18 protein-coding genes, 1 tRNA gene and 4 pseudogenes are annotated in these 24,431 nt (G+C 36.8%); 15 read left to right on the top strand and 8 right to left on the bottom strand.

The window, feature by feature from the left end:
* Positions 1-5: 5 nt before the first annotated feature.
* The 8 genes from LZ575_RS05715 to LZ575_RS22355 form a co-directional block, all read right to left on the bottom strand.
* The gene (locus tag LZ575_RS05715) at positions 6-1,688 is read right to left on the bottom strand and encodes a hypothetical protein (protein WP_235329722.1); all 1,683 of its coding nucleotides are present in this window, start codon (positions 1,686-1,688) and stop codon (positions 6-8) included.
* Positions 1,689-2,158: 470 nt separating this feature from the next.
* The gene (locus LZ575_RS05720; RefSeq protein ID WP_235329724.1) at positions 2,159-3,403 is read right to left on the bottom strand and encodes a site-specific integrase; all 1,245 of its coding nucleotides are present in this window, start codon (positions 3,401-3,403) and stop codon (positions 2,159-2,161) included.
* 216 nt (positions 3,404-3,619) lie between these two features.
* Positions 3,620-3,694: transfer RNA gene (locus tag LZ575_RS05725), tRNA-Pro, on the bottom strand.
* A 256-nt stretch (positions 3,695-3,950) separates the two neighbouring features.
* Positions 3,951-4,700 carry a hypothetical protein gene (locus tag LZ575_RS05730; RefSeq protein ID WP_235329726.1) on the bottom strand — a complete coding sequence of 250 codons (750 nt, stop codon included), beginning with the start codon at positions 4,698-4,700 and terminating at the stop codon, positions 3,951-3,953.
* A 17-nt stretch (positions 4,701-4,717) separates the two neighbouring features.
* Entirely contained in the window at positions 4,718-5,068 is a 351-nt protein-coding gene (locus LZ575_RS05735; protein WP_235329734.1) for a GntR family transcriptional regulator, read from the bottom strand.
* 1 nt (position 5,069) lies between these two features.
* A complete protein-coding gene (locus LZ575_RS05740) occupies positions 5,070-5,912 on the bottom strand; it encodes a hypothetical protein (protein ID WP_235329736.1) in 843 nt (280 codons plus the stop codon).
* Positions 5,913-5,914: 2 nt separating this feature from the next.
* Positions 5,915-6,346 (bottom strand): hypothetical protein, encoded by a 432-nt coding sequence (locus tag LZ575_RS22350; protein ID WP_255702811.1) that lies wholly within the window; start codon positions 6,344-6,346, stop codon positions 5,915-5,917.
* On the bottom strand, positions 6,316-6,729 hold the full coding sequence (locus LZ575_RS22355) for an ATP-binding cassette domain-containing protein (RefSeq protein WP_311195997.1): 414 nt from the start codon (positions 6,727-6,729) through the stop codon (positions 6,316-6,318). Before LZ575_RS22355 ends, LZ575_RS22350 begins: the two co-directional genes overlap by 31 nt.
* A 243-nt stretch (positions 6,730-6,972) precedes the next feature.
* Between LZ575_RS22355 and LZ575_RS05750 the strand changes: the two genes are divergently transcribed.
* From LZ575_RS05750 to lepB, 15 genes and pseudogenes are all read left to right on the top strand, one after another.
* The gene (locus LZ575_RS05750; RefSeq protein ID WP_235329738.1) at positions 6,973-8,106 is read left to right on the top strand and encodes a PQQ-dependent sugar dehydrogenase; all 1,134 of its coding nucleotides are present in this window, start codon (positions 6,973-6,975) and stop codon (positions 8,104-8,106) included.
* Positions 8,103-8,561 carry a cytochrome c gene (locus LZ575_RS05755; RefSeq protein ID WP_235329740.1) on the top strand — a complete coding sequence of 153 codons (459 nt, stop codon included), beginning with the start codon at positions 8,103-8,105 and terminating at the stop codon, positions 8,559-8,561. Before LZ575_RS05750 ends, LZ575_RS05755 begins: the two co-directional genes overlap by 4 nt.
* Before the next feature lie 610 nt (positions 8,562-9,171).
* Positions 9,172-9,780 carry a uridine kinase gene (gene udk, locus LZ575_RS05760; RefSeq protein WP_235330679.1) on the top strand — a complete coding sequence of 203 codons (609 nt, stop codon included), beginning with the start codon at positions 9,172-9,174 and terminating at the stop codon, positions 9,778-9,780.
* A 94-nt stretch (positions 9,781-9,874) separates the two neighbouring features.
* The gene (locus LZ575_RS05765; protein WP_235329742.1) at positions 9,875-10,189 is read left to right on the top strand and encodes a septum formation initiator family protein; all 315 of its coding nucleotides are present in this window, start codon (positions 9,875-9,877) and stop codon (positions 10,187-10,189) included.
* 36 nt (positions 10,190-10,225) lie between these two features.
* Positions 10,226-11,599 (top strand): methylmalonyl-CoA mutase subunit beta, encoded by a 1,374-nt coding sequence (locus LZ575_RS05770; protein WP_235329744.1) that lies wholly within the window; start codon positions 10,226-10,228, stop codon positions 11,597-11,599.
* A 48-nt stretch (positions 11,600-11,647) separates the two neighbouring features.
* Positions 11,648-13,778 (top strand): annotated as a pseudogene (scpA, locus tag LZ575_RS05775) (methylmalonyl-CoA mutase).
* Between the two features lie 226 nt (positions 13,779-14,004).
* Complete coding sequence (locus LZ575_RS05780) at positions 14,005-15,303, top strand: hypothetical protein (protein ID WP_235329746.1); 1,299 nt, start codon at positions 14,005-14,007, stop codon at positions 15,301-15,303.
* A 7-nt stretch (positions 15,304-15,310) separates the two neighbouring features.
* The gene (locus LZ575_RS05785) at positions 15,311-16,108 is read left to right on the top strand and encodes a TlpA disulfide reductase family protein (RefSeq protein ID WP_235329748.1); all 798 of its coding nucleotides are present in this window, start codon (positions 15,311-15,313) and stop codon (positions 16,106-16,108) included.
* Between the two features lie 170 nt (positions 16,109-16,278).
* Entirely contained in the window at positions 16,279-18,480 is a 2,202-nt protein-coding gene (locus LZ575_RS05790; protein ID WP_235329750.1) for a TlpA disulfide reductase family protein, read from the top strand.
* A gap of 22 nt (positions 18,481-18,502) precedes the next feature.
* Positions 18,503-19,381 (top strand): annotated as a pseudogene (locus LZ575_RS05795) (SDR family oxidoreductase).
* Positions 19,382-19,851: 470 nt separating this feature from the next.
* Entirely contained in the window at positions 19,852-20,616 is a 765-nt protein-coding gene (locus LZ575_RS05800) for a ParA family protein (RefSeq protein WP_235329752.1), read from the top strand.
* A gap of 2 nt (positions 20,617-20,618) precedes the next feature.
* Positions 20,619-21,521: a ParB/RepB/Spo0J family partition protein gene (locus LZ575_RS05805; protein ID WP_235329754.1), complete on the top strand. Its 903-nt coding sequence runs from the start codon at positions 20,619-20,621 to the stop codon at positions 21,519-21,521.
* A 30-nt stretch (positions 21,522-21,551) separates the two neighbouring features.
* Complete coding sequence (locus tag LZ575_RS05810; RefSeq protein ID WP_235329756.1) at positions 21,552-22,049, top strand: DUF5683 domain-containing protein; 498 nt, start codon at positions 21,552-21,554, stop codon at positions 22,047-22,049.
* 67 nt (positions 22,050-22,116) lie between these two features.
* Positions 22,117-22,826, top strand: a pseudogene (gene dapB / locus LZ575_RS05815) (4-hydroxy-tetrahydrodipicolinate reductase).
* A 50-nt stretch (positions 22,827-22,876) separates the two neighbouring features.
* Positions 22,877-24,429: pseudogene (gene lepB, locus LZ575_RS05820) on the top strand (signal peptidase I).
* Positions 24,430-24,431: the final 2 nt, after the last annotated feature.

The raw sequence follows: 24,431 nt of genomic DNA on the forward strand, positions 1-24,431 counted from the left end.
GTCCATCAATTTTGATTATAATTATTTAGTAAATTAATTGAATAAGAAATTTTTGCTTTTTCGGTACTGCTTAAATTAATATACTCTTGAGTTCCTTCCAGACCTGCCCAAGCTAAGTATTCAAAATAATTTGAAAGACTACTAAAAGTAATTAATCCAGAGGAGATATAATTCTCAAATGGATCTTGCGGATCATCCAACCAGGGGTGGACTGCCATAAGATTTGCTGCAATACCTTCCCGTAGCTCAAGAATGTTGAATAGATCATGATTCCATTGGGGATTGCCACTGCCCAAATTTTTGTAATAGGTAGCCAAAGCATTAAAAACGTTAAAACTTGTGAAAGGACTTGGATTTCCATAATTAGAAAAACTATATGCACCACTTGGAGTAATATTTAAAATTAAACCTGATTCAATGCTACGAACTAAAAGTTCAGCGTGAACCAATTCGTGAATAATGGCTAATGCGATTTCCATAGTAGAAGCGTTTTGAACAAATGTATCTTTCAGTCTGATCCTTATATATTTATCGGACCCATTATAGGAAGCGTAAGTTCGAGCTTTATAGGAAAAACCATTTTCATCAGGAATTGCTCCTATGTCAAATTTAATATTTGCTTCTTTTGAACTTTGGAAGTGATCATTTATTATATCGTTAAAAATGGTGCTAGATAAATTTTTTAAATTATCATATACTTTTTTGGTTTTCGCATTACTACGGAAAGAGGTATCTAAAATAACCCTCTCATCAAAATCCACTTCACCTCCATATATAACTGCCTTAATAGCCTCCGCACTAAAATCCTTAGCTTCTTCAGAAAATGAATTTTCTCTTAAAAACATTAAATTTTGCATGGTAACTGACACATGACTATCTAAATAATTTCTTTGGATATTATTGAGTCTAGATCCTAATTCACTTTTTACCGTTTGTAACCAGAGTAGATAATCTTCGTCATACATAGCTCCACCACCTGTTGGGCTGGTATAAGTACTTCCTCCTGAAGTGTAGGTAGCTGTTTCACCATTCGGTATAAAGTCAGAGTAATAAGATGGGGAATAATTATTATCTACTATCTCATACCTTACCACTCTACAATCGGTGGCTACAAGTACCCAACCTGAAAGGTGATTAGCTTGAAGTTGCCCTTGATCAGGGGTCCAAAGATATTCATAAGTACAAACCCAGATGCTCGCCATTTGTTTTTGATTCAGGGAATCCAGAGTTAATTTTAAAGGTGTAAGGCGAAATTCATTTGTATTTTCCGTAGGGTCTGATTCGCGAAATTCTTTCCAGCTATAATTATACTCCACCAGATATGCATCATAATCTCCTTCCTTATTTTTATTAAATAGAATATTTTTAATTTTTTCATTATCTCCTTGAACAGTCCGGAAGGTGTAGGAATCAAATTTTCCATTCGTAATGTAAGTTGCAGAGTCGGTAAAAATAAATATATCATGAGCTTCTAGAAATACCGTTCGTTCATCAGATTTCTTTTGATTAGAGGAAATCTTTTGAAGTTTTTCCTGAATTTGGGGATTGGATATTATTTCCTTGTGAGGAATGAGCTCCATTGAAAAAGGAGATTTTTCAAACTTTTTTTCAGCTCCTGTTTCGGGGTTATCTTTAGAACAGCCAATAAACAAAATAATTAACACGACTAAACAGTAAATTTTCTTCATTTGATTTAGATTTTTGAATTAGAAAATTTGCATCGTTCAGTAGGGTGCCAAATGCAATATTGTTCAATATAAGTTTTTAATATTACTTATAAGATGATTTGAGGCAACTAAAAATTTTCAAAGAAAGAAATTACGGCTAAAACCGTATAAAAATTAATTGTTGGTAAATTTTTTTATTAATATCCTAACGGTCTTTTCATGCGCCACTTATAGAGAAGGAAAACTATATGGGGTTTAGATATCTTTATACCCTATTGACCTTGTTTAGTAATAGTGTTTTTCAGTCTGAAAAGCCGGGCCTGATTTCTAAACTCAGGAATGGTTGTCTAAATTTTTGGCTTCGGCTACGAATTTTTTCTCGACTCTCTTAAAATAGGAATGATTCATTGTAGATACAGAATTTTCGAACTTTTTAATTTTTTTTTCGAAGTATGGAGAGAGAAGTATCCTCCTTTTCTCGGTAGATACAATTATCCTTTAATATTCCCCTGCTTTTTATTACTTATAATTTGATCCAAATTATAAATATCTGAACTGAGCTTACTTTCAAGCACTCTCGCATAAATCTGGGTAGTGGAGATTTTTGTATGTCCTAACAGCTTAGAAACCGTTTCTATTGGAACTCCATTAGACAGAGTGATTACCGTAGCAAAGGTATGCCTAGCAGAATGAAAGGTGATTTTCTTCCTTATTCCTATGCTATCCATTATATCTTTCAAATACTTATTGATCTTCTGGTTCGAAATAACCGGAAAAACTTCCTTGGCTTCTTTTAAATGCTGTTCCTGATATTTATTGATGATTTCCTTAGCAGATTCGAGCAACGGGATTTTCACGGATTGCTGCGTTTTTTCCCTCTTGGTATAGATCCAATCTTTCCCATCTATCCCTTTCACAATTTGATCAGTAGTAAGTTCTTTTAAATCAATATAGGATAAGCCGGAGTAGCAAGAGAATAAAAACATATCTTTTACCCGTTCCAATGAATCACTGGTAAAAACTGTTTCTTCCATTTTATGAAGCTCACGCTCTGTGAGAAATTGCCGATCATTTTTTTCAAATTTAAAGCTATAGCTCCTAAAAGGATTTTTCTCAAGCCATTCTAATTTGATTGCTAGGTTGAGGAGTTTCTTTAACCGTTCCAGATGTTTCATAGTTCCGTTGGTTCCACAGGTCTTCCGACCTTTTTTCGGGCTGTAGCTTCTGAGGAACATTTCAAATTCTGTAATGAATTGATAATTGATATGTTTTAGGTAGATGTTGTCCGTTTTCTTTTTCTTTTTTAAAAACTCTTCTAAGTAATTTGCAGTAGTACGATAGTTTTTAAGGGTTCCCCATTTCAGGACGTCTTTCATTTTTTCATTATGATAAGCAACTATGTCCTTAATGGTCTTATGATCTTCATCCAGACCCATGTAAGAGGCTTTTATCTTAGCTGGGGTAATCAGGGAATCTTTATCTAAAAGTTTCTTGTGCGTGTCAAGGAGTTTAGAATAAACTTGATCCAGGTAGCTATTAACTTTTTTAATTCGGGGAGTAGTTCCTTTGAGTCTACCTTTGGAATTATCCCATTCATTCACGGAAGTCTTTCTTTGAAGACTCATTTCAGAGCATTTTCCATTTACTGTAATCCTTGCGTAAATGGATAAATCTTTTGTGTTCCGGTTCAGTTTTCTGGTAAAGAAAAGAACGGAAAAGGTAGTAAAATCAGGCATTTTATACGTCTTTAAGTGAAACAATAGTTTTTAAAGACGAAAGTCAAATTAACCGAAAGGTTCTTCTAAGATAGTGAATTAGTGAAAAGAAAGTATTCACCGAATCATTCACTAAACAGGGTGATATTATATGATATCATCTGATATCAATAAAAATAAAAAACACTGAAAATCAATTGATTAACAGTGTTATATATCCACTTTTTAGGTGGTTCGTCGGGGTGGCAGGATTCGAACCTGCGGCCTCCTGCTCCCAAAGCAGGCGCGATAACCGGGCTACGCTACACCCCGAGAACAGCTTGCGTTGTAAATCTCAATAAGTCAAATTTTAAATTCCAACTTTAAATCTGAAACTTTGAACTTTAAGTCTTGAACCAACTTAGCGGCTGCAAATATATATTATTTCATCTAATTCCTGTCACAAACTAATTTTTTCTGTTTCTTTTTTTTTATTCGTTTAAAAGAGGAACTATTTGTCCCCCTCCTACCAGTCATTTCTCCTTCATAAGCAGAAAATTTATAAAAAATAAATTCAGGTTTTCAAATTTTAGGGCTTTATTTTCTGATAAATTAGTTGTACAGAGGGGTCTGGGTTATTATAATGATTAGCATCTATGGTAATTGTGGAATTCCCGCCGATTTGAACCTGGCCCGATTCTACTTTGGAATTCCAAAGCTCTATTCTTGAATTGTTTTGAATTTCTCCCGCCACGTGTTTTATTGAAATTACTGAATGGGAATAAATTGAAGAATCATATTTCAAATCAACCAGGAGACTATCAATAACTTTCAAATTTGTACCATTTCCTGAAAAATGAAACGACGCATTCATGCCTTTAAGTTCCAAACCTTTTAAACTGTCCAAAGTGCTGTATAAATTTATACTCATTGTGTCAACGATAATTTTAGTTTTTGATTCAACCAACTCCATTTTAAATTGATTGCAAAGACCGGGTTTGTTCATTCGGTCAATAATAAGCGTATCTCCAGATACATGGTATTCAAGCTCTGGTAATTCTATTTCACTTTCTGCAAATACTGAAAAGGTATTGCTGGCCTGTGCGCTGAATGTAATATTGCCGACCTGACTGATTTTTTTTATTTTTAAGATCTTGAATGACGGAAGAGGAATGTCTTTTCGGAAATTGGAAGAACAACCTACCTGTAACTCCTGAGAGTTAGGATCAAAAAACCTTTCCTTTTTCTCACCCCTGAAGCGGATTTCCGCAGCAATCCCGAATATATAAGCTATGAATAAAATGCAGAACGCTGTGAGTATGATATTGCTGGTTTTCATATTTTAATAATTCTAAATTAGAGGTCTAAGTGTTTCTTAAGTTCTTCCTGGGTAATACCTAATTGGGAAGCTTCTTTAATGAATTGAGGTAAAATCTTTTCAAAAAAGTTAATTTTCCTTTCTTTGATAATGCATTCAGGAGCTATAGAAGTAACGAAATAACCAATCCCCCTTTTATTCTCAATTATTCCTTTTGATTGTAACTCAGTATAAGTTCTCATAATAGTATTGGGATTTACACCTACTTCTGCCGCAAGTTCACGCACAGAGGGTATCTTTTCACCGGGTTTATATTCTTCATTGATAATTTTATCCGATAGATTATCAGCAATTTGAATATAAATACTTTGATTGTTTTCAAATTCCATCTTACACCTCCTTTTCCCTTAATTTTAAATATGTTACTACACCAAGGACAAGTCCCCAGCACAAAATCCAAATGCTAAAAAAATTTATAAGTTTTTGCTGGTCCACACCACCAGTACCAAAAGGTGTTAAATAACTTTGATGGGATGACAAACTATACTGGCCCCATTCCAATTCGCTTATAAGCCAAAAGAACATCCATAAACAGAGTCCAAAATATACTGCCAAACCCAGTAAGGTTTTTAGCATTGCATATTTTTTAAAGGAAGCAGCCCCTAGGAAAAACGCCATCGCCAGGGAAAAACTTATGGAAGCAACCAGTTTCCAGTAAGGACGTTCTTCAATAATTATTTTTACTCCATCCTTATACATGAATTCCTCTGAAAATAGAAATTCACTGTTGATTTTATCCAGAAGATCAAAAGGTAAAAAGCCATCCTTAAAAATAGATATTAAGGAAGAACTAAGTTCATAGGCAATTAAGTACAGTATTGGAAATGCCAATAAGTATAATAGAGGATAGAAAATAAATTCCACTAAATATTTTTCAAACGTAGTCCCCGGAGTCATTAGGTAAGTCTGAGCCCTTTCCTTATTACGAAATGGGGAAAAAGCCGAGCTAATGTAAAAACCTCCCAGGAAGGCGTAGCCAAAGATTAACATAATCAAAAATTCATTGTTACTACTTTGGTTGTTTCCATTAAGAAATTGCAGAAAGGCAATCACCAGAAAAGAAATCCCAAAACCTACAACCAAACCTAATAAAAGGGCCATGTAATTGTGAAAAATATGTTGCCTAAGAAGACTGAAAAACCGTTTACCACTGAATAGAGAACCTTGTTTCATAATTAATTTAATTTTATGCCTTTAGTAGTGGCGTTAAACAAGAGCTCCATATCTACCTGTGAACTTTTACCTGCACCCGGCAAAATTACCCGATAACCACCCGGGCTTGTTTCATGGTAAAGGACGTCATATGAATTTAGGTCTGGCACAGTGGTAAATCGAAACTTATCTGAAATATTCATAATCTTCTCGTCTAAAATGATTTCACCATTGTTCAAGACCATAATACGATCAATAAGGTTTTCTACGTCTTTAATTTGGTGGGTGGAGATTAAAACCAATTGATCATCAGTCAAAGTTCCTGCCAGCACCTTTCTAAAAATAGTTTTTGAAGGAATGTCAAGTCCGTTGGTTGGTTCATCAAGTATTAATAGCTTACATTTAGTTGCCAGGGAAAAGGAGATCAAAAACTTCTTTTTTTGACCGTAAGACATTTTTTCCAACCTAGGTTTTCCACTGGTATTTCAAATTCCTGTAATTGATATTTCATCAATTCGTGATCAAAATGAGGATAGAACCCGGCATTTGCTTTAATATAATTTTTTACAGAAGTATTGGGAAGGTAAAATTCCTCCGGAAGGTAGGATACCATCTCCAAAAAGTCAGGCAGTCGTTTTTTTGGTTGATAACCCAGCACTTCAATTTCCCCTTTTTTAGGGAAGAGCATTCCGGCTATTAATTTCAACAAGCTCGTTTTCCCGGCACCATTCTTTCCCAGGAGACCCGTGATACTTCCCGGTTCTAAGTTGAGGGAGAGATTTTGAAATAATCTTGCACGTTTTAAATGTGAGAATTCTAAAGACCGAATAGTAATCATAAAATTTGTTTACTGTGTTACTTCACTAATACAGTTCAAGGATAATTCTTTTTTTAATGTTTGCTAATATTTTATTATTTTTTCCCACTTATGTAGTACAGAAACATCCAGGATTTGTTTTTTATAGTTTCAACTAATAGTTTTTCTAATCACTTCCCCTAGTTAGAAACAAAAAATTCCATTAACAAGGTTTTAAAACAAGCTTTTCAATTTTTACTTAACTTGTGGCTAAATAAAATTGTAATGAAATCGACCTTATTATTAATGTTTAGCGCTGCTATAGTTTCAGTTACAGCCTGCGCTCAAAAGGACACAAATATTCAAAAACCCGAAACTGCTATAGATCATGAAATGGTGGTAGAAGGCCTGGAGATCCCGTGGGGTATGGCTTTTCTGCCTGATGGAAGTATTCTTATTACTGAAAAAAGCGGAGAAATTATTAAATTCAAAAACGGACAAAAACAGACGATTACCGGGGGACCGGAAGTTTATAACCGCGGTCAGGGCGGATTACTGGACATAGTATTACATCCCGATTATGAAAATAATGGATGGATCTATATGACTTATGCTTCTTCGGAAGGAGAAGGGGAAGGCGGAAATACCGCTGTTATGAGAGCAAAACTGGACGGCGCCCAGTTTACTAATCAGGAGGTGCTATATAAAGCTACTCCAAATACCACCCGTGGACAGCACTTTGGCTCCCGAATGGTTTTTGACAGGGAGGGTTACCTCTATTTCTCGATTGGTGACAGAGGAGGAACAAATGAAAATCCGCAGGACATTACCCGGGATGGAGGAAAAGTTTATCGTATCAATGACGACGGCAGTATTCCACAGGATAATCCTTTTGTGGGAGAACCAAATGCAAAAGAAGCTATCTATAGCTATGGACATAGGAATCCGCAGGGAATGATCCTACATCCTGAAACCGGGGAAGTTTGGGTACACGAACATGGTCCACAGGGAGGAGACGAAATAAATATCGTAAAAAAAGGTAAAAATTATGGCTGGGCCGAAGTTACCTACGGAGAAAACTATGGAGGTGGCGCAATATCTGATCTTACCACAAGAGAAGATGTTGAAGACCCTGTTCATTACTGGATCCCTTCAATAGCACCCAGTGGGATGGCTTTTGTAACATCAGATAAATATCCTTCATTAAAAGGTAATCTGTTAGTGGGCTCCCTAAAATTTCAATACCTGGAGCACGATGTTTTGGATGGCGAAGAAGTTGTAAGAAGAGAAAAACTTCTGGAAGAAATAGGCCGGGTACGCGATGTTGTACAGGCACCAGATGGCAACATTTATATTTCTGTAGAGGGAAAGGGAATCGCCAGATTAATAGAGAAGGAAATCGAAAAAACTGAAGAATGAAAATAGTTTTAAAGATATTCTTAATTGCAGCTTTACTTAGTTGTAAATCCAATAAAGAAGAAAAACAGGAAGACGACCTTTATATAATGGCAGGCCAGGAACAGGCCCAGGCAAACCCGGTGCAACAAAGCGAGAGCTATAAACGGGGTAAGGAAGTTTACAACGATTTTTGTGTTACCTGTCACCTTGCCAATGGAAAAGGAATTTCCGGGGCTTTTCCACCCCTGGATGGATCTAACTGGCTTACGAAGAAAAGAACCGAAAGTATAAGTGCCGTTAAGCACGGCCTGAAAGGACCAATAGAAGTGAACGGTGAAGAGTACAACAGTGTTATGGTAGATCTTGGACTCACTGATGAGGAAGTAGCTGATGTTATGAACTATATCAACAACTCCTGGAGTAATAGAATTGAAGAACCCGTGACTGTGGAAGAAGTTGCAAAAGTTGAAAAGTAATTTTTTTCTTTAGTCGCAATACAAAAAGAGTTTTTTTATCATTACCACCATTACGTCAAGCTGAACTTGTTTCAGCTTCTAGCCTGCATTAAAACTTGCACATGTTATATCCTGAAATAAATTCAGGATGACGTAGCTAAAATTACAATAAACTCAACCCGGCGTCAAGCTGAACTTGTTTCAGCTTCTAACATGCATTAAAACTTGCACACGCTAGATCCTGAAATAAATTCAGGATGACGTAACGACAACTATCTTCTGAAATAAAATTCAGGATGACGGCGATCAAATTACATTAAACTCAACCCAACGTCAAGCTGAACTTGTTTCAGCTTCTAACGGCATTAAAACTTGCACATGCTATATCCTGAAATATATTCAGGATGACGTAGCTAAAATTACACTAAACTCAACCCAGCGTCAAGCTGAACTTGTTTTTGCTTCTAACCTGCATTAAAACTTGCACATGTTGTATCCTGAAATAAATTCAGGATGACGTCGAGAAAATTTTCCTTTCCATTTTTAAACCTTTCTATTTTCTTAGACTTTCACGTTGCGACACATCAGGGTTTATCAGGATTAATTAACTTTGGCAAAAAAAATATTTGCTATGCTCATTATAGGAATTGCCGGAGGAACGGGAAGCGGAAAAACCACGGTTGTAAGTCAGATCATTGAAGAATTAAAAAATGAAGAAGTCGATGTGATCTCCCAGGATTCCTATTATCAGGACACCAGCCATTTAAGTTTTGAAGATCGAAAAAAGATCAATTTTGATCACCCTAAATCAATAGACTTTGAATTACTCCTTTCTCATCTTGAGGAGCTTAAAGCAGGCAACACTATTCAGGAACCCATATATTCTTTTACAGAACACAATCGCACAGGGGAAACCAGGACGATTCATCCTCGGAAGGTTTTAATTGTGGAAGGAATCCTTATTCTCACCCACACCGAAGTTAGGAACATGTTTGATATTAAGATCTATGTACATGCCGATAGTGATGAGCGGTTAATCAGGAGGTTAAAGAGAGATATCAACGACCGGGGGCGTGACCTGGATGAAGTTTTGTGGAGATACCAAACCACTCTTAAACCTATGCACCAGCAGTTTATTGAACCAACCAAAGAATTTGCAGATATTATTATTCCAACTAACAAGTACAATACCGTTGCTGTTGATATTGTGCAAACAATTATAAAAGACAGGTTAGGATAATTTACTAATTTTAAGCTATCTTGAAAACGTCTAAAAACCGTTCAAAGAGCTACAAATTTCTATATTCTCCCAGTTAAAACTATATTGTTAGCAAATGAAATTGAAAGATATTCGTACTAAAAGATGGTTCAGGATACTAAGCAACCGCTATGTTCTTGTATTGATCATTTTTGCATTCTGGATGTTTTTTCTGGATAGTAATTCCTGGCTTATTCACCATGAGCTGGACCAGGAGATAAATGAGCTGGAGACCAACAAAAAATATTATCAAAAAGAAATTGCAAAAGATAAGACGGTGATAGAGAAACTGAATGATTCTTTTGAACTTGAGAGTTATGCGCGCCAGAATTATTATATGAAAAGGCCAGATGAAGATATATTTATAATAGAATATGATACCATAGATTAACTCTCTTTTCCTAATTCATAAGTTAAACAACGTAAAATGAGCCAGCCTTTATTTGAGGAATTTGAAGAAATATCTGCAAAGCAATGGAAACAAAAAATCCAGTTTGATCTAAAGGGAGCCGACTATAATAAGGAATTGATCTACAAGAGTCGTGACGGTATCAATATCAAACCCTTTTATAATTCTGAAGATATTAAAGAACCTGCCCGGGTTCCTTCCCCTCAACACTGGGAAATCTGCGAGAAGATCTATGTGGCTTCTGAAGAAATAAGTAATCACCGTGCAAAAGAAGTTCTGAAGAAAGGAGCTGAAAGTCTTTGGTTCGTCATCCCTTCTGATGAGACAAGAATTGAAAAATTACTCAAAAATATTCCGGTTGATCAGGTAAAATTATATTTCAGCTTCTTATTTCTTTCTGAAGAATACATCAAAAAACTGGCAGATTTTCTTCCGGAGAAATCTACCGGAGTGCATTTAAATTTAGATATTATCGGAAATCTTGCGAAAACCGGGAACTGGTATGCGAATATGCAACAGGATCACCAGGTTTTGGAGAAGATCATCGGTAATTCAGAGAAATTTGAATCTGTTTTAAGTATAGATTCAACCCTTTATCAAAACGCGGGGGCAACAATTCCGCAGGAGTTGGCATACAGTTTAGCTCACGCCAATGAATATTGTAACCACTTCAGCAATAAAGAAATTTCAACTAACTTAAAATTTCAGTTTTTGGTTTCAACAGGAGCCAATTACTTTTTCGAAATTGCCAAGGTACGGGCACTGCGCCTATTGTTCAGCAGTCTGGCTTCCGAATATAATTTGAACGACTCTTGTTTTATTCTCGCGCAACCTACAAAACGGGATAAGACTTTGTATGACTACAACGTAAATCTTCTGCGTACTACAATGCAGAGTATGAGTGCTGTTTTAGGTGGGGCTGATGCTGTATACAACTCTCCCTATGATGCTATTTATCATAAGAATAACGAGTTTGGAGACAGGATTGCGAGAAATCAATTACTCGTTCTAAAAAATGAAAGCTACCTCGATAAAGTCTCTAATGCTGCGGAAGGAGCTTACTATATTGAAAGCCTGACGACTCAATTTGCTGAAAAAGCTCTCGAAATATTTAAAGAAATAGAAAAAGGTGGTGGTTTCCTGAAGCAATTACAGGAAGGTGTTATACAGCGGAAAATTGAAGAAAGCGTGCAAAAGGAACAGGAGCAATTTGACAAAGGAGAACTTGTTCTCATTGGCACAAACAAATACCCCAATCCTGCAGACAAGATGAAGGGAGAATTGGAATTATTTCCTTTTCTGAAAAACAAGCCACGAAAGACATTAATTCAGCCCATCCTGGAACGAAGGTTAGCTGAAAAGTATGAGCAGGAAAGGCTTGAAAAAGAATAAAAAATAAAAGATAATTTAGCTGAAGTTGATTTAGCAGAAGAATATAATATGAGTCGAAAAGATCTTCAACATTTAGAATTAAAGAAACAGGTTTCAGTTTTAACAGAGAAAAATCCTGAAGAATCTTTTGCTACTGCTGAAGAGATTAACCTAAAACCAACTTATTCCGAAGCAGATATTTCAGAAGCAGAACATTTAAATTTTGCTGCCGGAATTCCGCCCTTTCTTCGCGGTCCATACACCACAATGTATGTAAGCCGACCCTGGACAATTCGCCAGTATGCAGGTTTTTCTACTGCCGAAGAAAGTAATGCTTTTTACAGGAGGAATCTCGCCGCAGGGCAAAAAGGGCTTTCTGTGGCTTTTGATCTTCCTACCCACCGCGGGTATGACAGTGACCATGAACGGGTTGTTGGTGACGTTGGGAAAGCAGGAGTGGCTATTGATACTGTAGAGGACATGAAGATCCTTTTTGATCAAATTCCCCTTGATAAGATGTCTGTCTCTATGACTATGAACGGAGCTGTTCTTCCTATTATGGCATTTTATATTGTCGCTGCTGAAGAACAGGGCGTGAAGCCGGAACAGCTTTCGGGAACCATTCAAAACGATATCCTTAAGGAGTTCATGGTTAGGAATACCTACATCTACCCTCCTACTCCTTCGATGAAGATCATTTCAGATATTTTTGAATACACTTCGAAGAATATGCCGCGGTTTAACAGCATCAGTATTTCAGGATACCACATGCAGGAGGCCGGGGCGACCTGTGATATAGAATTGGCCTATACACTGGCGGACGGGCTAGAATACATCCGCAAAGGCCTGGAAGCCGGAATGGATATTGATTCCTTTGCTCCCCGACTCTCTTTTTTCTGGGGAATCGGGATGAACCATTTTATGGAAATTGCCAAAATGAGGGCAGCAAGAATGCTTTGGGCCAAACTTGTAAAGCAATTTGATCCTAAAAACGAAAAATCCCTCGCACTGCGAACTCATTCCCAAACCAGTGGCTGGAGTTTAACAGAGCAGGATCCGTTTAACAACGTTGCCAGAACCTGTATAGAAGCAGCTGCTGCAGCATTTGGAGGTACCCAAAGTTTGCACACCAATGCGCTTGACGAAGCAATAGCTTTGCCTACAGATTTTTCAGCAAGGATTGCCAGGAATACTCAGCTTTATCTGCAACAGGAAACAAAGATCACAAAAACCGTAGATCCCTGGGCTTAGTAGTTATTATGTAGAAAGTCTTACCCATCAAATTGCTCAAAAAGCCTGGCAACTAATTCAGGAGGTGGAAGATCTCGGCGGGATGACCAAAGCTATTGAAGCAGGTATTCCGAAAATGAGAATTGAGGAAGCTGCAGCAAGAAAACAGGCAAGAATTGACAGCGGAACAGATATTATTGTCGGCACCAATAAATATAGATTAGAAAAAGAAGATCCGCTGGTGACTCTTGAGGTCGACAATCAAACTGTAAGAAAACAACAGGTAGAGAGACTTGAAAAAATAAGGAAAGAACGCGATACTGTAAAAGTAATAACAGCTCTTAAAGCTCTTACCAAAGCTGCAAAAAGTAAGGAAGGTAATCTTTTGGCACTCGCCGTAGAAGCTGCCCGGGAAAGGGCTACTTTAGGAGAGATTAGCGACGCCCTCGAGGAAGTTTATGGCAGGTATAAAGCGAAAATTCAATCTTTTAGTGGAGTATATTCAAAGGAAATGAAAAATGACACTTCTTTTCACAAGGCCCGGGAATTAGCCGACCAATTTGCTGAACAAGATGGGCGCTTAGCCTCGCATTATGATTGCAAAAATGGGACAGGACGGGCACGATCGCGGTGCCAAAGTAGTTGCAACAGGTTACGCCGATCTTGGATTTGATGTGGATATTGGTCCGCTGTTCCAAACTCCGGCCGAAGCTGCAAAACAGGCAGTTGAAAATGACGTGCATATTTTAGGAGTTTCCTCCCTGGCCGCAGGACATAAAACATTAGTTCCGCAGGTTATTGAAGAACTAAAAAAGCATGGCCGGGAAGATATAATGGTAATTGTAGGTGGAGTTATTCCGTCACAGGATTATCAGTTTCTATTTGATGCTTAAGCGCAGTCGCAGTCTTTGGCCCGGGCACTAAAATAAGTGAGGCTGCGATAGAACTTCTGCAGATTTTAATAGATTAGGAATCCTGAAAAGGTTACTTATAAAATCCCGGAAATATCGGGATTTTTTGATTTTGAGGGATTTACAATTAAAAATTTATTATATTTAATTTCCCTACTTTTCTCTTCCAACCTCAATTTATGAAAACATTCTTACTTTATTCCCTCTTTTGCATCATTTGCACAATCGATTTACTTAGCTCAGAATAGCAATACGATAATTGAAGATCCTGCATTTGATCTTGCAGTGACCGAGCGATTCAAAATCTCCAAAATTGAACTGAGTAATAGTGAAACTAAAGTGCACCTTGAATGGAACATCCCTGAAGGGTGGTGGGTTCAATATGGCGCAGACACTTTCCTTAGAGACCCTGAGACAGGAGAAAAATTCACGATCATTAAGATCGAAAATGAAGAGTTTGATACCCGAATTGATATCGGTCCTAGTGGCACCCACCATAGCGTTTTCGTTTTCCCTCCTTTAAAAGAAGGAATTGAAAAAATTGATTACAACGATCAATTTTATGGGCTTTACTTAAATGGCAAGCAGCCGGAGAAATCCTCTGAAGTTCCTGACAATGTCACCAAATGGCTGAATTCGGAATTAGCCAAAGTCAAAAAAGAGCCAATTCAGAATTACGAAAGCGAAAGATTTTTCAGCAAAGAACCAGCAAAAATTATTGGTTATATAAAAGGTTATGATCCCAGACTAGGGTTTGAAACAGGTATTTATTATGCTTCTAATCAACTTACCCGGGAGGATTATCCAGTTACTATTGAGATTTCGGAAGACGGTAGGTTCGAAACAGATATTCCTCTAATACATCCAGTTGAATCCTTTCTCATTATTAATAATAGATTAATGAAATTCTATTTAGAACCAGGACAAACGCTGGCCCTCACTTTAAATTGGAAACATTTTTTACAAGCCGAACATTTTAATAGCAGATATTATCCTGCAGATTCGGTAATTTTTGGCGGCAACCTGGCAAGGATTAATGAAGAGCTTTTTAATTTAGAATTTTCTTCTTTTGATTATGAAGTTTTTGAAGACAATGTTCTTAATCTAAAGGCAACAGATTTAAAAAAGGAAGCTTTAAAAGAGAGGAAAAAGAACGATCAACTTTTAGATCAGTATTTTGCAGAAAATGATTTACTGGAAAAAACAAAAATTGTTCTCACCCAAAAAAAGAAGTTAATAACTGCTACACTTCTTTTTAATTATTTGATGTATAAAAAGGATTTTCAAAGGCAATATCCCGATAATGATATTTTGAGAGAAGAAATTCCTATTGAATTTTATTCTTTCATTAAGGATCTTGATATGAACAAACAGTCGTTATTAATTATTAGGGATTTTCCTGAATTTATTAATAGGTTTGAATATGCAGATCCTATAAACTTTCATGCATCTTATAAAAAATTTACTCCTGAAGTTAGCCAGTTAGAATATTTTGAGTTACAGAATATTCCTCTTACTGAAGAGGAAAAAAATCTATGGAAACTTCAATCATTTGAAACACCGGAAGAGCATAGAAAAGTTTAAAAAGGATATGGAGGCTTTTACACACAAGTATTCAAGCGAGATATCAGCCTATGTAGCAAAATATATTACACCTTATATGCGCAAATCTGAATCTATAGATTTTATGGAGCCCTGGCATAAAAAAGATTCTGTCATGGCTAATCATTTTAATTTACGAAATGACTTGATCTATGATATTACTAAAACAAGAAGCTTAAAGTATGATGTTGAAAATAGAATAACAGATGCAGATCAGGCTTATAAATACTGGAACGAACTTTCTGCAACTATTGAAAATGATTTTCTAAAAAAGGAAGGGGAAAGAATAGTGCTAAGTAAATTTCCGAAAAAAGAAATCAAGGCTAACGGAGAAAATAGTTCTCCAATAATGGCAGTTAAATCTGTAACAATTCCCTTACCCGAAGGAAAACCTAAAAAGCTGTTTTATGAGATTGCAGATAAATACAAAGGAAAAATCGTTTTTATAGACTTTTGGGCAACTACCTGTGGGCCTTGTGTGGGAACAATAAAAAGTATGAAAGACACTCGAAAAAAATATAAAAATAATCCCGATTTCGAATTTGTATTTATTACAGACGAAGCTCAATCTCCTTTAGAGTATTATAATAAATTTACTAAAGAACAAGAAATGACAAACCTTCATAGAGTAGATACCGATATCTATAACAGGTTTAGACAATTATTTCAATTTAACGGTATTCCACGATATGTGGTACTAAATAAAAAAGGTGAGCTCATTGATGGTAATTTCCCGATGCACAATTTCACCTCAAAATTGCCCGATATTTTAGAAAAGAATAAGTAAATCTTTCTACAAAAAATATTGTAAAATGACTACTTAAAATTACCAGGAGAACCAGTAACAGGAAAAGTTTAAATCAACAAGTTTAAATTCCGGTTTTTGCCCGGAATTTTTATTCCTGCAACTCCTTTAAATTAATTGTTATTTTTATTCATCCATTTAATAATCGCTGAATGAAGACCTTAGTTTTCACAATCCTGTTCTGCATTTTTTTCATAGAAGTCCCTGCAAAAACTAAAGTTCAGGTCGTGGACAATCCTTCCTACGATCTCGCAACAACGAAACGATTTAGGATTTCAAAAATAGAACTGTCTGAAAAAGAAACCAAAGTACACCTTGAATGGAGTATACCGGAGGGATGGTGGATCCAGTACGCTGCCGATACTTTTTTAAAAAATCCGGAAACCGGGGAAAAATTTACTGTTATTAAAATAGAGGATGAAGAATTCGACACCCGGATTGATATTGGTGCAAGCGGAACCCACCATAGCATATTCATATTCCCTCCTCTGGAAAAAGGAATAGAAAAGATCGATTATAACGACCAGTTTTATGGGCTTTATCTCAATGGAAAAAAGCCTCAAAAATCTTCTGAAGTTCCTGAAAATATGAAGAAATGGATGGATACAGAGCTGGCAAAAGTAAAAAAAGACCCTCTTCAGGATTACGAAAGCGACAAATTCTTCAGCAAAGAACCAGCTAAAATTATAGGATATATTAAAGGGTATGATTCGAGACTGGGTTTTGAAACCGGGATTTATTATGCTTCCAATGAACTTACCAGGGAAGAGTACCCTGTCACAATTGAAATTTATGAGGATGGAAGATTTGAGGCAGATATTCCTTTAATTCATCCCACAACATCATATATCGTATTCAATAACAGGATATTAAATTTTTATCTGGAACCGGGTCATACCCTGGGAATGGTTTTGGACTGGAAAGATTTTTTAGAAGCAGAGCATAAGGATAATATATATTATGCACAAGCTGCTATTGAATTTAAAGGCAGAATGGCTGAAATCAATAAAAATTTGTCCCAATTTCAATTTCCGCAGTTTGATTATGATGAATACCAAAAGAACCGCTTAAGCCTTTCTGCAGAGGAATTTAAAAAATATGTTTTTAATTTCCGAGAAGAGAATAAAAAGAAATTGGACGCTTTTCTTAAACACAGTGAAATTTCAGGTAATGCTGAATGGATCTTACGAAATGAGAATAAACTACAAGGGGTTATTATGATGATGAATTACTTAAGGGATCGTGATTATTATCAAAGACAAAATCCGGAGAATGAATATCTAAAAGAGAAAATCGGAATGGAATTTTATAGCTTTCTACAGGACCTTCCACTCAATGAAAGGGCACTTCTTATCAATAAGAATTTCGGCGAATTTATAAACCAGTTTGAATTTACAAAGCCATTAAGCTTCCATCCTAAAGAAACTTCTTTTACTCCTGAAATTACGGAACTGGAATATTTGGAAAAACAAAGTATTAAAATTACCGAAGAGGAAAGAAAATTATTAGCAAAGAAAATATTTTATTCACAGGAAGAGGTGATGCAAAACATGAAAGATCGAATGGAATTTCGGGAAAAATATGGAGATCAAATCAAAGAATATGCAGATAAGTATATTTCACCTTATATAGCCGATTTTAAAAAATCTACGGATTATATGGATCCCTGGCACAAAAAAGATTCAGTTATGGTGAACCATTTTAAATTAAAGAATGATTTAATTTATGACATCACAAAAACGAGAAATTTAAAAAGTATTCTTGAGAGAATAACAGAAGCAGATGAAGCTCACCATTACTGGAAGGATCTTTCTGCTACTATTGAAAATGATTTTTTAAAAAAAGAAGGAGAAAGGATTGTAAAGAAAAAATTTCCCGGGAAAAAGAAAACTGCTGATGGAGCAAATCCTCCTTCAATTACTCTAAATTTTGAGATAATTCCCTTACTAAAAGGAAAAGCTAAAGATCTATTTTATGATATTGCCGACCAATATAGAGGTAAAATACTTTTTATAGATTTCTGGGCTACAAGCTGCGGTCCTTGTGTGGCAACAATTAAAGAAATGAAGGGAATACGAAAAACACATGAAAATAATCCTGATATTGAGTTTGTATTTATTACAGACGAAGCTCAATCTCCTTTAGAGTATTATAATAAATTTACTAAAGAACAGGAAATGACAAACATTCATAGAGTAAATACTGATACTTATAACAGGTTCAGACAATTATTTCAGTTTAACGGTATTCCACGATATGTGGTATTAAATAAAAAAGGTGAGCTCATTGATGGTAATTTCCCGATGCACAATTTCACCTCAAAATTGCCCGATATTTTAGAAAAGAATAAGTAACTTCCTCTTCTAAAATAGGCAAATGGACTACACGAAAAAAATGCTCAGAGATGATGCTTTACAAGGAAAAACAATAGTTGTAACAGGTGGTGGCAGCGGACTTGGAAAAGCAATGAGCACTTATTTCCTTGAATTAGGTGCAAACGTGGTAATCACCTCCCGGGATATTGAAAAATTAAAAAATACCGCAGGGGAACTTGAGCAAAAAATAGCGGCAATGTTTTGCCTGTGCAATGTGATGTGCGGAATTATGAGGAAGTAGAAGCTATGGTCAGGGCTTCAGTGAACGAGTTTGGAAGTGTAGAGGTACTACTGAACAATGCAGCCGGAAATTTCATTTCTCCTACAGAAAGATTAAGTGCAAATGCATTTGATACTATTATCGACATTGTCCTAAAAGGAAGTAAAAACTGCACACTCGCTTTTGGTAAACACTGGATAGATAAGAAAGAAAAAAATAAAACTGTACTTAATATTGTTACTACGTATGCCTGGACCTAGTTCTGCCTATGTGGTTCCCAGTGCAACTGCAAAAGCTGGTGTCCTTGCCATGACCCGTTCCCTGGCTGTGGAATGGGCAAAATATGGAATTAGATTTAATGCTATTGCTCCGGGACCCTTTCCTACAAAAGGAGCCTGGGACAGATTACTGCCGGGTGATTTAAAGGAGAAGTTCGACCTTTCCAAAAAGGTTCCACTAAAACGAGTGGGAGAACATCAGGAACTGGCAAACCTTGCCGCTTATCTTGTTTCAGATTTTTCAGCCTATGTTAATGGAGAAGTAATTACAATTGATGGCGGCGAATGGCTTAAAGGAGCCGGACAATTTAATCTACTGGAAGCGATCCCGGAAGAGATGTGGGATCAGCTTGAGGCGATGATCAAGGCGAAGAAAAAATAGGTTTTAAGTTGTAAGTTGTAGGTTGTAGGTTGTAGGTTGTAGGTTGTAGGTTGTAAAATTAAAATAAAACTTTAAATAATACCTGTATATACCCTAAATATCAAATTATTAACACATAAAACTATTTCTTACCATTAATTTCCTGGTAAAGATCAGAATCCCGAGATTATTGTTTTTCGGCATAATTTCCACCTTTTCTCTCCTTTAACACGTCCTGACTATCCACTTTCCTCTCTCCTCTTTCCACTGCAACTCCTCTTTCTACAATTAACTGCAAACCGAGAACAGAGAACAAACAACCTATAACAGATAACCAATAACAAATAACCTATAACTTATAACTTATAACCTAAACTAATAACCTATAACTAATTCCCCCCAACCAACAACTCCTGTATAACTGTTAACAAAATCATTTTCTAAACCTGTAATAAATTGTATTTTTACCTTTTAAAACCGATATTAAATTAATGGGTAAAATCATTGCTATTGCAAACCAAAAAGGAGGGGTTGGAAAAACGACCACTTCTGTGAATCTGGCGGCTTCTCTGGGAGTACTTGAGAAGAAAGTTCTTTTAATAGATGCAGACCCACAGGCCAATGCGACTTCGGGATTGGGAATAGATGTTGAGCAGGTAGAATTAGGTACTTATCAACTTCTGGAACATTCAATAAAGGCTGAAGAAGCCATTATGAAGACCAGCTCCCCTAACCTGGATATCATTCCGTCGCATATAGATTTGGTAGCTATAGAAATAGAGCTGGTGGATCAGGATGAAAGAGAATATATGCTTAAAAAAGCTATTACTCATCTCAAAGACAGCTATGATTACATCCTGATAGATTGTGCACCATCTCTTGGACTGCTTACTCTAAACGCCCTCACGGCTTCTGATTCTGTTATTATTCCAATCCAGTGCGAGTACTTTGCTCTGGAAGGACTTGGTAAACTTCTCAACACTATAAAAAGTGTACAGAAGATCCACAACAAAACATTGGACATTGAAGGCTTACTACTCACTATGTATGATTCAAGATTAAGACTCTCTAATCAGGTAGTGGAAGAAGTACAGAAGCATTTTAATGAAATGGTCTTTACCACAATCATACAAAGAAATGTGCGTTTAAGTGAAGCCCCCAGTTATGGAGAAAGTATAATCAACTATGATGCGGGAAGTAAGGGTGCAACAAATTATTTAAGCCTGGCGCACGAAATTATTAAGAAAAACGCTTAAAAATGGCGAAAGCTACCAAGAAACAAGCATTAGGACGAGGACTTTCAGCATTGCTGAAGGATCCCGAACAAGACATAAAATCTGCTGAAGACAAAAACGCCGATAAACTCGTTGGCCATATTGTCGAACTGGAACTGACTTCTATTGAAGTAAATCCATTTCAGCCAAGGACCAGTTTTAACGAGGAATCGCTTCGGGAACTAGCTTCTTCCATAAAGGAGCTTGGAGTAATCCAACCTATTACGGTTAGAAAACTTGAATTCAACAAATATCAGTTGGTTTCCGGGGAAAGAAGGTTCAGGGCTTCAAAATTAATTGGGCTGGAAACCATCCCGGCATATATCAGGATTGCCAATGACCAGGAATCGCTGGAGATGGCGCTGGTGGAGAATATTCAGCGACAGGATTTAGATCCTATCGAAATCGCTTTATCCTACCAAAGACTGATTGACGAGATCAACCTTACCCAGGAACAATTAAGTGAAAGGGTCGGGAAAAATCGTTCTACAATTGCCAATTACCTGAGGTTACTAAAACTAGACCCAATTATCCAAACCGGGATGAGAGATGGTTTTCTTTCAATGGGCCACGGAAGAGCAATAATAAATATTGAAGACCCACAGGTACAACTGGATATTTATGAAAAAATCCTGGAGAAGTCACTTTCAGTAAGAGATACCGAAAAACTCGTAAGAGAGATAGGCGGTGTAACTACAGAGAAACTAGCTCCCAAGGCAAAAGCCCTTCCCAATGAATTTAAAAAAGGTCTTAAGGAATTTTCAGATTATCTTGGAACTAAAGTAGATATCAAGGTTGCACAAAAAGGCAAAGGAAAACTTATTATCCCTTTCACTTCAGAAGAAGATTTCAACAGAATAAAAAAATTAATCCAGGGTGAGTCTTAGTAAACTCTTACTGCAATTGTACTATTGCTGATGACAGGCTTAGCGGCTGCCCAGGAAGATACTCTTGCAATCACCCCTGTAGATCCACCCGTGGTTGAACAGGTACCTGAAAGGGATTACAAGGAGTATGACCCACTGGCTCCTGCACGTGCCGCTTTTTATTCAGCAGTCTTACCAGGTTTGGGGCAGGCTTACAATGGAAAATACTGGAAAATCCCGATTGCCTATGCCGGGCTTGGTGTGGGCGTCTATTTTTACCTGTCCAACGACGAGCAGTATGACTGTACCGCTCTATTTACAAAAGAAGACTGGCTAGGTTTCCGGGATGATGAATTCATTGTAAACGGGCAGGAAAGGGTTACAACTGACGGATTAATAAGGGCGCAGCGATTTTATCAGCAAAATAAAGAAATATCCATTCTGGTAATTGTTGGAATATACGCTCTCAATATTATTGATGCAAACGTTGATGCTCACCTTCAACAGTTTAACGTAAGTGAGGATCTTTCTTTAAAGCTTAGCGTTTAGATTTGATGAATATACCGGAAAGACTGGCTACGGCGTTTCTTTAAACTATAATTTTTAGCAGAAGAATATGAAAATAGCACTTTTAGGCTATGGTAAAATGGGTAAGACCATTGAAAAAATTGCTCTTGAAAGAGGCCATGAGATTGTACTGAAAATTGATCAGGAAAAAAACATAAAGGAGTACGACCTTTCTATAGCCAACGTTGCGATAGATTTTAGTGTCCCGGCTGCGGCCTTTGAAAACATTACCACCTGTTTTAAAAATGATCTTCCGGTCGTAAGCGGTACAACAGGTTGGCTGGAAAAATATGAAGAGGCGGTTCAAAAATGTAAAGAGGAAAATGGGGCTTTTATTTCAGCCTCCAATTTTAGCATAGGAGTGAATCTATTCTTTGAGCTTAATCAAACACTGGCAAAGCTAATGAGTCCCTTCCGGGAATATGCTGTAGAAATTGAAGAAGTGCATCATACACAAAAACTTGATACCCCTAGCGGTACAGCGATTAGTCTGGCTCAACAAATAATAGCCAATTCAGATAAAATAGCTGGAAATTGGATAGTGCAGAGGAAAATGAAATTCCCGTGTATGCAAAGCGGATTGAAAACGTTCCGGGCACTCATACTGTCTCTTATAAGTCGGCGATAGATGATATTGAGATTAAACACACCGCCCATAGTAGAGAAGGATTTGCTTTAGGAGCAGTTATCGCTGCAGAATGGCTTAAAACCAAAAAAGGCGTTTTCACAATGAAAGATGTACTTTCAGGCGTAAAATAATTTGTAACGCTTAGACTTTTTATAATACTTATTGTAGTAAAGATATACATATGACAGTTACCCAATGGCTCCTGTTTTTCCTTGTTGTACAGGTTATTCATTTCCTCGGAACCTGGAGGCTATATAAAAAAGCAGGTCGTAGCGCCTGGGAGGCAGCAATACCGGTTTATAACGCCGTAGTCCTGATGAAGATCATTAATCAGTCCTGGTGGTGGGTTATATTATTGTTCATCCCAATTGTAAACCTGATCATGATCCCTGTGGTATGGGTGGAAACGATAAGAAGTTTTGGCCGTAACAGTACTCCAGAGACCTTTCTAGTAATATTTACCCTTGGCCTCTATATCTTTTATGTAAATTATGCACTTGATGTTACTTATATTGAAGACCGAAGTTTAAAACCTCGTTCCGCGGCTGGAGAATGGGTGAGTTCAATTCTTTTTGCTGTTATTGCCGCTACTATTGTTCATACTTATTTAATTCAGCCTTTTACCATACCCACTTCCTCCCTGGAAAAAACTCTATTAGTGGGTGACTTCCTCTTCGTTAGTAAGTTTCATTATGGGGCACGTACACCTTTGACAGCAGTAGCTTTTCCAATGGTACACGATACCATACCTGTACTTGGGGTGAAGTCTTATCTGGAAAAACCGCAGATTCCTTACTTCAGGCTTCCTGGTTTTCAGGACATTGAACGTACAGACATAGTAGTATTTAACTGGCCTGTAGATACAATGATGAATATGTATTACACAGATAAATACTACTATAAACCAATTGACAAAAAAACCAATTACGTTAAAAGAGCGGTAGGTATACCGGGAGACTCACTTGAAATCATCAACGGAAAAATACATATAAACTCCCGGCCCCTTGAATTGCCAGAAAGGGCTAAACCGCAGTTCTCTTATAAAGTTACCTCAAAAGGTCAGCCGTTCAATCCAATGGCGCTCTATGAGACCTATGATATTACAGATGGATTTAACCCAATGTCCAGTCCTACATATATTAATCTCACAGATGAAGCTTACGAACGTTTCAAAAATCATCCTAACGTAGCATCTATAGAAAGGGTCATAGACACTACCTAAGTTCTGAAGCAGACATATTTCCGGCAAAGGAAGAAAAGGACTGGAACAGAGATAATATGGGACCTATATTTATTCCAAAGGAAGGTACCACAGTTACAATTAATGCAGAAAATATTGAGCGCTACAGGAGGATTATAGAAGTCTACGAAGGTTCAGAAATGAATATTGATAATAGGCTGAGTTTTAACGGCACCCAGGTGCAGCTTAACGGGCAGCCATTAGATTCTTATACTTTTAAACAAGATTATTACTGGATGATGGGAGATAACAGGCACAACAGTCTTGATAGTCGTTATTTTGGTTTTGTACCTGAAACTCATATTGTTGGTAAACCTGTATTCGTTTGGCTAAGCATTGACAGCAATGCCAGTGGACTTGACAAAATAAGATGGGAACGGATGTTCACCACTGTTGGAGGAAACGGAAACCCGGTTTCTTACCTCCCCTACTTCCTGATCATCGTTGTGATAATTATAGCCTTTAATTTTTTCAGGCAAAGAAGAAAATCCTAAGT

The sequence above is a fragment of the Antarcticibacterium sp. 1MA-6-2 genome (assembly GCF_021535135.1).
Taxonomy (GTDB): Bacteria; Bacteroidota; Bacteroidia; order Flavobacteriales; family Flavobacteriaceae; genus Gillisia.